12 protein-coding genes are annotated in these 12,418 nt (G+C 65.0%); 7 read left to right on the top strand and 5 right to left on the bottom strand.

Annotation, left to right across the window (positions count from 1 at the left end):
* Positions 1-2: 2 nt before the first annotated feature.
* From SE92_RS21425 to SE92_RS21410, 4 genes are read left to right on the top strand one after another with little or no spacing between them, the layout of a single operon-like run.
* Complete coding sequence (locus tag SE92_RS21425) at positions 3-1,220, top strand: substrate-binding protein (protein WP_063198138.1); 1,218 nt, start codon at positions 3-5, stop codon at positions 1,218-1,220.
* A gap of 19 nt (positions 1,221-1,239) precedes the next feature.
* Positions 1,240-2,352 (top strand): branched-chain amino acid ABC transporter permease, encoded by a 1,113-nt coding sequence (locus tag SE92_RS21420; protein ID WP_063198137.1) that lies wholly within the window; start codon positions 1,240-1,242, stop codon positions 2,350-2,352.
* Positions 2,342-3,073 (top strand): ABC transporter ATP-binding protein, encoded by a 732-nt coding sequence (locus SE92_RS21415; RefSeq protein WP_063198135.1) that lies wholly within the window; start codon positions 2,342-2,344, stop codon positions 3,071-3,073. Before SE92_RS21420 ends, SE92_RS21415 begins: the two co-directional genes overlap by 11 nt.
* Positions 3,066-3,761, top strand: a complete 696-nt coding sequence (locus SE92_RS21410) for a branched-chain amino acid ABC transporter ATP-binding protein (protein ID WP_063198133.1) — start codon at positions 3,066-3,068, stop codon at positions 3,759-3,761. Before SE92_RS21415 ends, SE92_RS21410 begins: the two co-directional genes overlap by 8 nt.
* Positions 3,762-4,228: 467 nt before the next feature.
* On the opposite strand, the gene SE92_RS21405 is transcribed toward SE92_RS21410, so the two are convergent.
* From SE92_RS21405 to SE92_RS21385, 5 genes are all read right to left on the bottom strand, one after another.
* The gene (locus SE92_RS21405; RefSeq protein ID WP_063198131.1) at positions 4,229-5,326 is read right to left on the bottom strand and encodes a helix-turn-helix transcriptional regulator; all 1,098 of its coding nucleotides are present in this window, start codon (positions 5,324-5,326) and stop codon (positions 4,229-4,231) included.
* 235 nt (positions 5,327-5,561) lie between these two features.
* Positions 5,562-7,058 carry a L,D-transpeptidase family protein gene (locus tag SE92_RS21400; RefSeq protein ID WP_198172734.1) on the bottom strand — a complete coding sequence of 499 codons (1,497 nt, stop codon included), beginning with the start codon at positions 7,056-7,058 and terminating at the stop codon, positions 5,562-5,564.
* 512 nt (positions 7,059-7,570) lie between these two features.
* Complete coding sequence (locus tag SE92_RS21395) at positions 7,571-8,533, bottom strand: acetyl-CoA carboxylase carboxyltransferase subunit alpha (protein ID WP_063198128.1); 963 nt, start codon at positions 8,531-8,533, stop codon at positions 7,571-7,573.
* Between the two features lie 211 nt (positions 8,534-8,744).
* The gene (xerD, locus tag SE92_RS21390) at positions 8,745-9,704 is read right to left on the bottom strand and encodes a site-specific tyrosine recombinase XerD (protein WP_063198126.1); all 960 of its coding nucleotides are present in this window, start codon (positions 9,702-9,704) and stop codon (positions 8,745-8,747) included.
* Positions 9,705-9,721: 17 nt separating this feature from the next.
* Positions 9,722-9,868: a hypothetical protein gene (locus SE92_RS21385; protein ID WP_063198124.1), complete on the bottom strand. Its 147-nt coding sequence runs from the start codon at positions 9,866-9,868 to the stop codon at positions 9,722-9,724.
* Between the two features lie 192 nt (positions 9,869-10,060).
* Here SE92_RS21385 and SE92_RS21380 point away from each other — a divergent pair, with 192 nt between their 5' ends.
* From SE92_RS21380 to SE92_RS21370, 3 genes are all read left to right on the top strand, one after another.
* A complete protein-coding gene (locus tag SE92_RS21380; RefSeq protein WP_063198123.1) occupies positions 10,061-10,684 on the top strand; it encodes a shikimate kinase in 624 nt (207 codons plus the stop codon).
* Positions 10,681-11,829, top strand: coding sequence for a 3-dehydroquinate synthase (aroB, locus tag SE92_RS21375; RefSeq protein WP_063198121.1), 1,149 nt, complete (start codon positions 10,681-10,683; stop codon positions 11,827-11,829). Before SE92_RS21380 ends, aroB begins: the two co-directional genes overlap by 4 nt.
* 24 nt (positions 11,830-11,853) lie before the next feature.
* Positions 11,854-12,418 (top strand): CNNM domain-containing protein (locus tag SE92_RS21370; protein ID WP_157095925.1); only part of this gene is annotated, 565 nt, incomplete at its 3' end.

Raw genomic sequence — 12,418 nt, 5'->3', positions numbered from 1 at the left:
CCATGTTCGATCGTACGCTGCTTTCACGCCGCCGTTTCCTGTCCAATTTCGCCTTTGCGTCCGGCGCGGTCGCAACCGGGGTTGGCTCCTGGGTGATCCCGGCGCCGTGGGCCAATGCCGCCGAGGCGCCGATCAAGGTCGGCATCGCCACCGATCTCACCGGCCCGATCGCCTACGCCGGCAACGCCGACGCCAACGTCGCCAAGATGGTGATCAAGGAGATCAACGCCGCCGGCGGCCTGCTCGGCCGTCCGCTCGAGCTCTACATCGAGGACACCGCCTCGAACGAATCGGTCGCGGTCGGCAACGTGCGAAAACTGATCCAGCGCGACAAGGTCGACATGGTGCTCGGCGGCATCACCTCGTCGATGCGGAATGCGATCAAGGATCCCATCGTGGCGCGCGGCAAGACGCTCTACATCTATCCGCAGCTCTATGAGGGCAAGGAGTGCACGCCCTATCTGTTCTGCACCGGGCCGACGCCGGCGCAGCAATGCGACGAATTCATCCCCTGGCTGATCAAGAACGGCGGCAAGAAGTTCGCGCTGCCGAGCGCGAACTACGTCTGGCCGCACACGCTCAACGTCTATGCCCGCAAGGTGATCGAGGCGAACGGCGGCGAGGTCGTGTTCGAGGAGTATTACCCGCTCGACCAGGTCGATTTCTCCGCGACCGTCAACCGCATCATCTCCAACAAGGTCGACGTCGTCTTCAACACCGTCATCCCGCCGGGCGTCGGCCCGTTCTTCAAGCAGCTCTATGAAGCCGGCTTCCTCAAGAGCGGTGGGCGCCTCGCCTGCGTCTACTACGACGAGAACACGCTCAACATCAATCAGGCCGCCGAGATCGAGGGCCTCGCCAGCTGCCTCGACTATTTCAAGGTGCTGACCAAGGAGAATCCGTTCGATGCCAAGATCCAGGCGGCTTACGAGAAGGACTTCCCCGGCAACTTCCTGTTCGCCGCCGGCAGCGCTGCGACCGGCACCTATCGCGGCCTCAAGCTGTGGGAAGCCGCGGTGAAGGAAGCCGGCAAGGTCGATCGCGACTCGGTGGCCGCCGCGCTCGACCATGCCAAGATCGCCGAAGGTCCTGGCGGCCCGGCCGAGATGGTCCCCGGCAAGCGGCACTGCAAGATGAAGATGTACACCGCGGTCGCCAAGGCCGGGAACTACGAGATCGTCGCGCGCAGCAACGGGCTCGTCGATCCCAAAGAATGCTGAGAAGGAATGTTAAAGCGGAATGCCGAAGTCGATGGGCGCAGTGAAACAGGCGATCCCCGCCGCAATCGGCGGGGAGGCGGACGTCGCCATGGATAGCAGCGGGACGGCGAAGCAAACGTCGCCGCGCGAGATCCTGCCCATTGTCGAGGGCGTCGTGCTCGTGGCGGCGCTGCTCGCGCCGCTGCTGCTGCAGGACTATCTCACGGTGTTCGCGACGCGCGTGATCATTCTCGCGCTGTTCGCGCTGTCGTTCGACCTGGTCTGGGGCTATGCCGGCATCATGAGCTTCGGCCAGGCCCTGTTCTTCGGCTCGGCCGGCTATGGCGTCGCGCTGCTCGCGCGCGACCTCGACATCACCAACATCTTCCTGGTGCTGCCGGCGGGCACCATCATCGGCCTCACCTTCGCGCTGCTGCTGGGCGGCTTCCTGCTGCTCGGCCGGCATCCCTCCAGCGTGATCTTCGTCTCGCTCGGCACGCTGACCGGCTCCTACGCCGCTGACCGCCTGGCGCGCGGCTGGTATTATCTCGGCGGCCAGAACGGCATCCCCTCGATCGCGCCGATGTCGCTCGGTTCTTACGAATTCACCGAAGGCCCCGCCTTCTACTATCTCGTGCTCGGCATCCTCGTCGTGGTTTATCTGCTCTGCCGCTTCCTGGTGCGTTCGCAATTCGGCCTCGCGCTCGCCGGCCTGCGCGAGAACGAGCAGCGCATCGCCTTCTTCGGCTACAAGGCGCAGCATCTGAAGGCGATCATCTTCACCATCGGTGGCGCCGTCGCCGGGCTTGCCGGCAGCCTCTATGCCTTTCACGAAGGTTTCGTCTGGCCCAACATGGTCGGCGTCGTGGTCTCGACGCAAGTCGTGCTCTACGTGCTGTTCGGCGGCTCCGGCACGCTGATCGGCGCCGTCATTGGTGCCGTCATCGTCGAGGGCGTCAGCTTCTGGCTCTCGGACAATTACCGCGACATCTGGCCGATCATTCTGGGCCTGCTGTTGTTGCTCGTGATCCTGTTCCGGCCGCTCGGCCTGATCAGTTTTGTCCTTGGCGAGCGCGAGCGGGTTGGCAGCTTCGGCGCGAGACCCAAGGAAAACGTCAAGGAAAACGTCAAGGAGAAGCGCAATGCTCCTTGAAGCCGCCGGCATCAAGAAGGTCTTCGGCAAGCTCACCGCGCTCGACGGCGCGGCGCTTACCGTCGGCGAGAACGAGTTCCACGGCCTGATCGGCCCGAACGGCTCCGGCAAGAGCACCTTGATGAAGTGCATCGCCGGCGCCGAGGTGCCGACCACAGGCAAGGTCTCCTTCGTCAACACCGACATCACCGCATTCACGCCGACCGAGCGGGCGCGCGCCGGCATGAGCCTGAAATTCCAGATCACGTCCGTGCTGCCGTCACTGACGCTGTACGACAACATCCTGCTCGCGTTGCAGGCGCAGTCCTCGCTGTTCGACCTCGTGTTTTCGCGCACGCGCGGGCTCCTGCACGACCAGGTCATGGCCATGCTGAGGCAATTTCGCCTGGCTGACCGCGCCTTCGATGCGGCCGCCGCGCTGTCTCACGGCCAGCAGCAATGGCTGGAGATCGCGATGGCGCTGGCGGGCAAGCCGAAATTGCTGCTGCTCGACGAGCCGACCGGGGGCATGAGCCTGGAGGAACGCCGTGTCACCGGCGAATTGCTGCAGCCGATCAAGCAGCATTGCTCGCTCGTCATCGTCGAGCACGATCTCGATTTCATCCGCGACATCTGCGATCGCCTCACCGTGCTCGACCAGGGCAAGGTGCTGGCATCAGGCACGGTGTTGGAGATCCAGGCCAACAAGGCCGTCCAGGAGATTTATCTTCGCCGTGCCTGAATTTTTGGACATCAAGCATCTCGACGCCGGCTATGGCCGCAGCCAGGTTCTGTTCGACGTCACGCTCGGCATTCCCTGGCGCGGCGGTGTCGCCGTGCTCGGGCGCAACGGCGCCGGCAAGACCACGCTGATGAAGACCATCGTCGGCGAGCTGCCGGCGTGGAAGGGCGAGGTCGCCTTCGACGGCCGCGACATCAGTCGCCGCGCCACCCAGGAGCGGGTGCGCGCCGGCATCGGTTACGTGCCGCAGGAGCATTCGGTGTTCGCGCGCCTGTCGGTGCGCGACAATCTCGCCGTCGGCTCGCTCGCGAGCAGCAAGGCCGACGCCGTCGACCACGTGCTGACCATCTTCCCCAAGCTTGGCCAGCGCCTCGATCAGCCCGCCGGCACGCTCTCCGGCGGCGAGCGCAAGATGCTCGCGATCGGCCGCGCTTTGCTCGGCGATCCCAAACTGCTGTTGCTGGACGAGCCGACCGAAGGCGTCTGGATCGGCGTGATCGAGGAGATCACCGAGCGCCTGATCGAGCTCGCCAAGTCCATCGCCGTCATCATCGTCGAGCAGCACCTCGACCTCGCGCTGCGTGTCGCCGACTATGCCTATGTGCTGGATCGCGGAAGGGTGGCGCTGCAAGGGGAGGCGGGCGAGGTGAGGGACAACCCGGAACTGGTGCGGTATCTGGCGCCGTAGCAAATGCTGCCCACGCCGTCTGTCTTGCGCGGCCCACTGGGTGTTCCGTCGTCCTGAGGCGCAGGGGGCGGCGACGTGCAGCATCGCGCCGGGAGCCTGCTCGCTATGCGGGAAGCCGCAACCGATAGTGCGCGGTCAGAAGCAGCATGAAGAATGCTCGTTCGGCTTGGTACTTTGCGGCAGACCGGCTTGATTCCCGCCCCTGCGCCACGACCGCTCCTTGGCCGTTGCAGATGCTCCAGGCCCATCTTTTTCGCCTGCGCGGCACCAACGTCATTTCGAATGTCGGAAACTCCGGTCTGACCATTCTCGCCGTTTCTCGCCATGCATCCAGCCTGCCAAGCTGAACCCGGCGGTTCGACCCCTGTCTTCACCCATTTGGGTGAAAGAGTGCTTGGCAAAAAGTCTGATCCAGGCCGTCGAGGCCCAAGGGTGATGGGGGATTTGGCTGGGGATGGATGAGCGTTCTAGCCGCCGCGCAAGGCCTTGCCAGCGAGCAAGCTGACGAGCTCCTGTTGACGGGAAAGGCCGGTCTTTGAAAGCACGGCTTTGAGCTGCGTGCGCACCGTCTCTCGCGCCACGCCGATTTTTGCTGCGAGTTCGTCGATTGATCCGGCCTGTGCGACTCCACGTGCAACTTGGGCCTCTGCCGGCGTCAGGTCGAACAGTCCTTGCAGAACTTCCGCACTCGGGACCGCGCCGCGATCGACGGGCGTTATGATGAGCATGAAGGTGGCCAGCGTGAAGATATCGCGTGCCGATCCGCGCACCGGGACGACATGCAGGACCATCGGTACGCGATCCATCGCCGCCGCAATGGCGAGGGACTTGACGGCCGGGCTGTTGCCAGCGAACGGAGTCCGGAGCGCCGCCAAGAACAATCCGTCGGCCGTGACATCGGTCAGGGTCAATCGCTCTGCGCGGTCTTGGAACAGCGACGGCATCAGCGCTTCGAATAGGCCGTTCGCTGCAAGTAACCTGCCTCGTTCGCGCAATATGGCTCCGGGCAGTCCGATGGCCTGCAGTGCGTCGGCTTGCGCGCGCGCCCGCTCGAAGCCAAGCCGGTTTGCAGTCAGGGAAGCCCGCGCCAGATGAGGCCTCAGGCCGTCAAGAAACGAGACCACGTCGCGCGGCACCGGTCCGTTGTCTTGGTGTCGCGGCATGACGATCGCGATCGAGTCGCCGCTCGGTATTGAGATGATGGTGCCGGCTCTGTAGCCGATTCCGTGCCTGCGGTAGAAGTTGCAGTACACGTCGTTGGTCGCGATCTCCTGCTCCGATAGAAGGTCTCCATCATTGAGGAAACCGGCGTAGTTGAGAGCGGCGGCACGCGGCAGCAACGGATCGCGCGCACTCCATCCCTCTTCCAAGAAGCGAGGCATGGTCTCGTCGTGATTGACCGAATTGATCCCGCTGATATAGCCGTCGCGGACCGCGAAAAGCAGTCCGCCATTCCCGCCGATCGCGTTACCGATCTCTCCGAGGAGCTCGGGCCACAATGACGGTATGAGACCGGCCTCGTAGATGCGGTCAATCAGATGATCGAGATGCCCAAATCCACTCATGCGGAGCGCGAAGAGTTCATGGCGGAACTATAGCTGGGCGACGGGGCGACGCAATCCGCACATCGAGAGGCGCCCCGGATCCTTATTGGGAACCAACGGCTTCAATCCTTACCATGCACAAAGTTGGCGGATCGCAGGCGGCTATTGCAGCGGCGAGCCCATGCGCGGGGCAGCGCAATCACCTCGTTCGTTGTGCTTGGCTTACTCCGGAAGAGCAGCGCATTACGCGCCCCGCCTACTTCACCGCCCCAAACCTGCTCTCGAACGAGTTCGATGACACCACCGGCGCGGCGCCCATGATCTGCGTCGCTTCACCCGCGCCGTCGCTCACCGACGGCTTCAGCGCTGGCCGCGTCTGGGCGAGGCGCGTGTCGGGCTTTGCCGGCTCGGCCGGCTTGGCGGCGGCAACGGCCGGTTTCGGGGCGTCCTTCGCAATGTCCTTGGACTTGTCGTGTCCCGGCACGAAGCGTGTGACTGCGGCCTTGAGCCTCGACGCCGCGGTCGTGGGTGTCGTGGTCGTGGCGGCCGGAGCGACAGAGGCAGTCGCTTGCGGCGGCGGCGTGGTGGCCGTGCTGTCGGATGAGCCCATGCCCATCTTGCGGCCGAGATTCGAGAAGAAGCCGGATTTCTCGGCAGGCTGAGCCGTGGCGACGCGGGTGCTCGCGGGCACGGCGACGACAGGCTCTTCCTGCGGCGCGGGCGCGGACGCCACCGCATCGAGATTCGGCTTGGGCGGATTGACGTGGCCGGGGATCGTGCCCGGCGCCTTGGCCATCGCCAGCATCTGCAGCGTGGTGCCTTCGGCGCCCTCGGACAGGCCGGTCGAGCCTTCCGGGATCTTCGCGGCGAAGATCTTGTTCATGCCGCCGTCGATGCCGGTGTTCATGCGCGCCACCGGCGTGCCTTTGGCGACCAGCTTGGCGTATTCCGCCTCGTCCTTGGCCTGCTTGCCGCGCACGGCGGCGACGACGTCTTCGGGGATCACATAGGCCGGGCACTTCGCGGAGGCGTCGAACACGGGATCGCGCTTCGCATCGGGCGCGCGGGTCGCATCGAACACGTATTTCTTCTCGCAGAAATCGACCTTCGGCTCCTGCCGCGTCACCTCGAAATGATCGTAGCCTTCCTTGATCATCTTCCAGAACGGCATGTTCGGATTGTTGCGGTGCTTGGCCATGTTCACCGGCGTCATCCGGAACGGATAGGCCTGCAGCTGGAACGCCTTCTGGCCGCCGAAGAACGACTCGCGCCCGAGCGAATAGATCTCCGCGATCTGCTCGTCGGTCATGGCGTAGCAGCCGCGCGACGAACAGTCGCCGTGCACCATCAGCTGCGAGCCGGTGCGGCCCAGCGCCTTGTCGAATGCGTTCGGATAGCCGGTGTTGAACGAGAGGTAGTAGGCCGATTGCGGATTCATCTGGCTCGGATTGATCGAGTAGAATCCTTCCGGCGCCTGGCGGTCGCCTTCGCGCACCTTCGGTCCGAGGTCTCCCGACCAGCGGCAGATCGGATAGGTCTTGAGCAGCGCGAACTGGCCGCTCCGGGTCTGCTTCCAGACCTCGAGCTCGGCCTCCTGCTTGAACAGGCGCACCAGGATCGGCGATTGCAGATCCATGTCCTTCTCGACCATCGCGGCGAGAAGCTTTGGCGGCACCGGCTGGTTGGCCTTGGCGTTGGTCGCGAGCGAGACCTGGTCGGTGTCGCAGCCGGACAGCAGAACGCCGGCCGTCATCAGCGCAACCGAAGCCAAAAGCGCGCGAGCAAGCGAACGAGAAATCAAGATGGACCCCACAACGTGCCGGGCAGAGCGCGCGAACCCCAATTCTTGTGGAGCATGATCCGACCGGAGAACCGGACCCGTCATGACGGGCTTTTTCAGCTCACGCCCCAGCGCTTATGCCCTGAAGCCATTGATTAAAATTCTAACCTCTGGGTCATGTGGTCGCAACCCGAGCGGGGATCACGAGGCCGTTGGCCCATTGGCATGGTCAACGAAGACTGAATGGACGCCACTTGAGACGGAACTTGGGCTTTTCGGCCTACCGGGGACTCAGATCGCTGATTTGGGCAAAAAAAGGGTTAATGCGGGGTTACCGGGGCTCTTACCCCTCCCGCTAGCGGGGAGGCCGGGAGGGGCTCGCACGGCATTGGGAGTGTCGCGAGGGGAGAGAGCCCTCTCCCCAACCCTCCCCCGCAGGCGGGGGAGGGAGCGCACCGCCATTGCGGCGCCTAAATCGATCCGAATCAGCCCAGTTTCCGGCCGATATCGAGGAATTTCTGCCGGCGCTGCCTGCGGATGGCGTCCCCATCCAGGCCGCGCATCTCGTCGAAGGCCTTGGCGATGGCGTCCCCGGTGGTCGCGATCATGGCGGCGGGGTCGCGGTGGGCGCCGCCGACCGGCTCCTTGAGGATGGCGTCGATCACCCCGAAGCGGAGCATGTCCTGGGCGGTGATCTTCATGTTGTTGGCGGCTTCCTGCGCCTTGGTGCCGTCGCGCCAGAGGATCGAGGACGCCGCTTCCGGTGAGATCACGCTGTAGATCGCGTGCTCCAGCATCAAGACCTTGTTGGCGGTGGTGATGGCGATGGCGCCGCCCGACATGCCCTCGCCGGTGATGATGGCGACGTTCGGCACGGTCAGCGCCAGGCACGCGTCCGTCGAGCGCGCGATGGCTTCGGCCTGGCCGCGCTCCTCCGCGCCGATGCCGGGATAGGCGCCGGCGGAATCGGCCAGCGACAGCACGGGCAGGCCGAACCGCTCGGCCATCTCCATCAGCCGCACGCATTTGCGATAACCTTCCGGCCGCGCCATGCCGAAATTGTGCTTGATGCGGCTCTCGGTGGAATCACCCTTCTCCTGGCCCATCACGCAGATCGGCTCGCCGCGGAAGCGGCCGAAACCGGCCACCAGCGCCTCGTCCTCGCCAAACTTGCGGTCGCCGGCGAGCGGGGTGAATTCGGTGATCAGGCCCTTGATGAAGTCGTTGAAATGCGGCCGCTGCGGATGCCGCGCCACCAGCGTCTTCTGCCACGGCGTCAGGTTCGTATAGAGGTCGGCCAGCGCCTGCGCCGCCTTGTCCTCGATGCGCCCGATCTCGTCGGAGATGTCGGTGCCGGAGGCAGCTAACGTCCTGAGCTCGTCGAGCTTGGAGTCGAGCTCGGCGACGGGCTTTTCGAAGTCGAGATAGCTGCGCATCTGGTCTTGCATCAACTCAATATAGGGAGGACGGGGCTAACGAGCGAAGCGGATTTCGATTGGCGGAGAGAAGTATAGCTTCTTCAATGGGTTGGCTTGTGTACCCTCGGAGCCGGCCAAATTAGTCGTGAGGCCACGGCTCTTTCTGCGGAGATGTGGCCGAAGTCAAGGCGGTTCATGGGTCGTTCCGGCCCAGCTCTCGCGTCCGGGGCACGAGACCTTCCTACTTCTCCGCCAGCGGGTGCAGGTCGCGCACCAGGCTTTTCAGGCGCTCCTCGACCACATGGGTGTAGATCTGGGTCGTGGAGATATCGGTATGGCCGAGCAGGGTCTGCACGATGCGCAGATCGGCACCATTGTGCAGGAGGTGGCTGGCAAAGGCATGGCGCAGCACGTGCGGGGAGACCAGCCGGGCCTGCAGCCCCGAGGCGACCGCGAGCTCCTTCAAGTCGCGGGCAAAATGCTGCCGCGTCAGATGTCCGCTCTCGCCGAACGAGGGGAAGAGCCATTTCGAGGCGGCGAGGCTGTCTTTCTTCTTCTCGGTTTTCGCAGCTTCCGTCGCCGCGAGATAATCCGCCATCGCCTGCCGCGAGGCCTCGTTGAGCGGCACCAGGCGTTCCTTGTTGCCCTTGCCGCGCACCACGATCATGCGGGCGTCGCGCTTGGCCGCCGAGCGCGGCAGCGCCACCAGCTCGGAGACGCGCAGGCCCGTGGCGTAGAGCACCTCGAGCAGGCAATACAGCCGCAAGGCGCGCAGCCGTTTCGACGGCGAGGCATCTTCCGCCTCGCTCAATTCCTTGGCGCGGCGAAGCATGCGGTCGACATCCGATATCGACAGCACCTTCGGCAGGCCGCGGCCGCGCTTGGGGCCGGACAGGATCGCGGCGGGGTCCTCAGCGCGGATGCGCTCGTTGAGGAGGAAGCGATAGAGATGCCGCATCGCCGACAGCCGCCGCGCGACGCTGGTGGATTTGAAGCCGCGTGTGTCGAGATCGGCGAGATAGTCGCGCAGCGTTTGCGTCTCGGCGTCCACGAAAGTGTGGCCGACCCGGCCCAGGAATTCCGAGAAATCGGTGAGGTCGCGGCGATAGGCGTCGAGCGTATTGGGTCCGGCGCCTTGTTCCGCCGCGAGCATGTCGAGGAACAGGCCGGTGAGCTTGCTATCGGAGGGCTTGTTGCGCATGCCCTGGAGGCTAGCTCCTATTTCTTGAGAAACTTATCCGGCGGGATCGTCACCGTCATTTCCCGCGGCTTCGGATTGACGAAGTTCGCCAGCGCGAAGACCACGCCATAGACGATGCCGGCGATCACGGCGACGGCCGTCAGGAAGCGGAACAGGCTGGGCATCGTGCTGGGGTCTCTATCGGGGTCGTGTCTAGGGTCTCGGAGGGCAAATTAACCAATGAAATCATCCAACATGTTCGCCGTTTCGTGGCAAGAGTCCACTGGCGAGGGCCCCGTCGGGGTCGTATAGGTGGCCCAAGCCTTGTGGCCAAAGCGTGCCGCCTTTGGCGGCAGATCGATCCATTCGAGCGAGACATGTCCGACGCCGCGTTGCCGATACCAGCTTCGCTAGAGGCCGACATCCTGTCGGCGCTCGGGACGCGCTCGATCGTGCTCGTCGGTATGATGGGAGTGGGCAAATCCACCATCGGCCGCCGCCTGGCGCTCAGGCTCAAGCTGCCCTTCGTCGATGCCGACACCGAGATCGAGACGTCGGCCCAGATGTCCATCCCGGAGATCTTCGAGCGCCACGGCGAGCCGTATTTCCGTGACGGCGAGGCGCGGGTGATCGCGCGGCTGCTCGACGGCGGGCCGGTGGTGCTGGCGACCGGCGGCGGCGCCTTCATGCGCGAGGAGACGCGCGCGCGCATCGCGGCCAAAGCCGTGTCGATCTGGCTTCGGGCGGATCATGACGTCATCATGCGCCGCGTGCGCCGCCGTGCCGATCGCCCGCTGCTGCAGACTGCCGATCCCGAAGGAACCGTCACGCGCCTGCTCACCGAGCGCGAGCCGTTCTACGGCCATGCCGATCTCACCATCGCCTCGCGCGACGTGCCGCACGACAAGATCGTCGAGGAATGCATCGAGGCGCTGCGCGCCCATCTCTGCGGCGAACAGGCCGCTTCACCATCCGCCGACGTTGCGAGTGCCATCCGATGACTGCGCCGTTGAAACACTCCGATCCCGTCAATGTCGAGGTCGCGCTGGCGGATCGCGCCTATGACATCGTCATCGGCCGCGGCGTGCTTTCCTCGCTCGGCGAGCGCGTGGCGCGTTTGCGGCCCGGCGTGCGCACCGCGATCGTGACGGATCGCACCGTGGCAAAGCACTGGCTCGAGCCGGCCGAGGCCTCGCTCGCGGCAAGCGGCATCCCGACCTCGCGCATCGTGGTCGAGGAAGGCGAGATCTCCAAGACCTATGCCGGTCTGGAGAAGGTCAGCGAGGCGCTGATCGCCGCGAAGATCGAGCGCAACGATCTCGTCATCGCGCTCGGCGGCGGCGTGGTCGGCGATCTCGCCGGCTTTGCCGCGGCGATCCTGCGCCGCGGCGTCGATTTCGTGCAGGTGCCGACCTCGCTGCTGGCGCAGGTCGATTCGAGCGTCGGCGGCAAGACCGGCATCAACTCGCCGCAGGGCAAGAATTTGCTCGGGGCCTTCCATCAGCCGGTGCTGGTCATTGCCGACACCGCCGTGCTCGACACGCTGTCACCGCGCCAGTTCCGCGCCGGTTACGCCGAGGTCGCCAAATACGGCGTGCTCGGGGACGAAGCCTTCTTCACCTGGCTGGAAAAGAACCATGCCGACATCTTCAAGGGAAGCGCGGCGCGCGAGCACGCGATCGCCACCTCTTGCCGGGCCAAGGCTGGTGTCGTCTCCCGCGACGAGCGCGAGACCGGCGAGCGCGCGCTGCTCAATCTCGGCCACACCTTCGGTCACGCGCTGGAAGCTGCGACCGGCTTCTCCGACCGCCTGTTCCACGGCGAGGGCGTCGCGATCGGCATGACGCTGGCGGCGCAGTTTTCGGCGAAGCTCGGCATGATCGGCGAGGCCGATGCGCTGCGCGTCGAACGCCATCTGATCGAGGTCGGCCTGCCGACCCGCTTGCAGGACATCGCAGGCTTCGCGCAGGAAGGTCTTGCCGATGCCGACGCGCTGATGACCCTGATGGCGCAGGACAAGAAGGTCAAGCGCGGCAAGCTCACCTTCATCCTGCTGGAAGCCGTCGGGCGCGCGGTGATCGCCAAGGACGTCGAGCCGGCCCCGGTGCGCGATTTCCTCAAAGACAAGCTCGCCCTCGAGGCGTGATACGCAAGTTCTGTTGAGTGGTGCATGGACTGGCTCGGATTCACCATCGTCGTCCTCTGCCTCCTGGTCTCGGCGTTCTTCGCCGCCAGCGAGACCGCGCTGACCGGCGCCTCGCGCGCCAGCATGCTGCGCCTCTCCAAGCAGGGCAATGGCGACGCCGACGTCGTCTCCGATCTGCTCGACATGCGCGAGCGCCTGATCGGAGCGCTGCTGCTCGGCAACAACATCGCCAATATCGGCTCCTCGGCGATCGCGACCGCCATCTTCACAGCCTGGTTCGGCGATGTCGGCGTGCTCTATGCGACTGGCGTGATGACCGCGCTGGTCGTGATCTTCGCCGAGGTGCTGCCCAAGACCATCGCGATCAACGCGCCCGATCGGGTCGCGCTCGCGGTCGCGCGTCCGATGCGGCTGACCATGTACGTGCTGGGGCCGCTGCTGCGCATCGTCGAAGTCATCGTGCGCCTGCTCATGCGCCTGTTCGGCCTCGCCGGCGAGCATCAGGCGATCCTGTCGCCGACCGAGCGCCTGCGCGGCGCGGTTGACCTGCTGCATCACGAAGGCAAGTTCGAGAAGCAGGACCGCGACA

Source organism: Bradyrhizobium sp. AT1, from assembly GCF_001590795.1.
Taxonomy (GTDB): domain Bacteria; phylum Pseudomonadota; class Alphaproteobacteria; order Rhizobiales; family Xanthobacteraceae; genus Bradyrhizobium.
The sequence above is the reverse complement of the archived record's forward strand: the minus strand, read 5'-3'. Positions and strand labels throughout refer to the sequence as shown.

Bases quoted from the DNA above. Each gene is read 5' to 3' on its own strand.
- SE92_RS21395 (WP_063198128.1), bottom strand. From the start codon at position 8,533: ATGCAAGACCAGATGCGCAGCTATCTCGACTTCGAAAAGCCCGTCGCC.
- SE92_RS21385 (WP_063198124.1), bottom strand. From the start codon at position 9,868: ATGCCCAGCCTGTTCCGCTTCCTGACGGCCGTCGCCGTGATCGCCGGC.
- SE92_RS21400 (WP_198172734.1), bottom strand. From the start codon at position 7,058: ATGACGGCCGGCGTTCTGCTGTCCGGCTGCGACACCGACCAGGTCTCG.
- aroB (WP_063198121.1), top strand. From the start codon at position 10,681: ATGACTGCGCCGTTGAAACACTCCGATCCCGTCAATGTCGAGGTCGCG.
- SE92_RS21425 (WP_063198138.1), top strand. From the start codon at position 3: ATGTTCGATCGTACGCTGCTTTCACGCCGCCGTTTCCTGTCCAATTTC.
- SE92_RS21405 (WP_063198131.1), bottom strand. From the start codon at position 5,326: ATGAGTGGATTTGGGCATCTCGATCATCTGATTGACCGCATCTACGAG.
- xerD (WP_063198126.1), bottom strand. From the start codon at position 9,704: ATGCGCAACAAGCCCTCCGATAGCAAGCTCACCGGCCTGTTCCTCGAC.
- SE92_RS21380 (WP_063198123.1), top strand. From the start codon at position 10,061: ATGTCCGACGCCGCGTTGCCGATACCAGCTTCGCTAGAGGCCGACATC.
- SE92_RS21415 (WP_063198135.1), top strand. From the start codon at position 2,342: ATGCTCCTTGAAGCCGCCGGCATCAAGAAGGTCTTCGGCAAGCTCACC.
- SE92_RS21420 (WP_063198137.1), top strand. From the start codon at position 1,240: ATGCCGAAGTCGATGGGCGCAGTGAAACAGGCGATCCCCGCCGCAATC.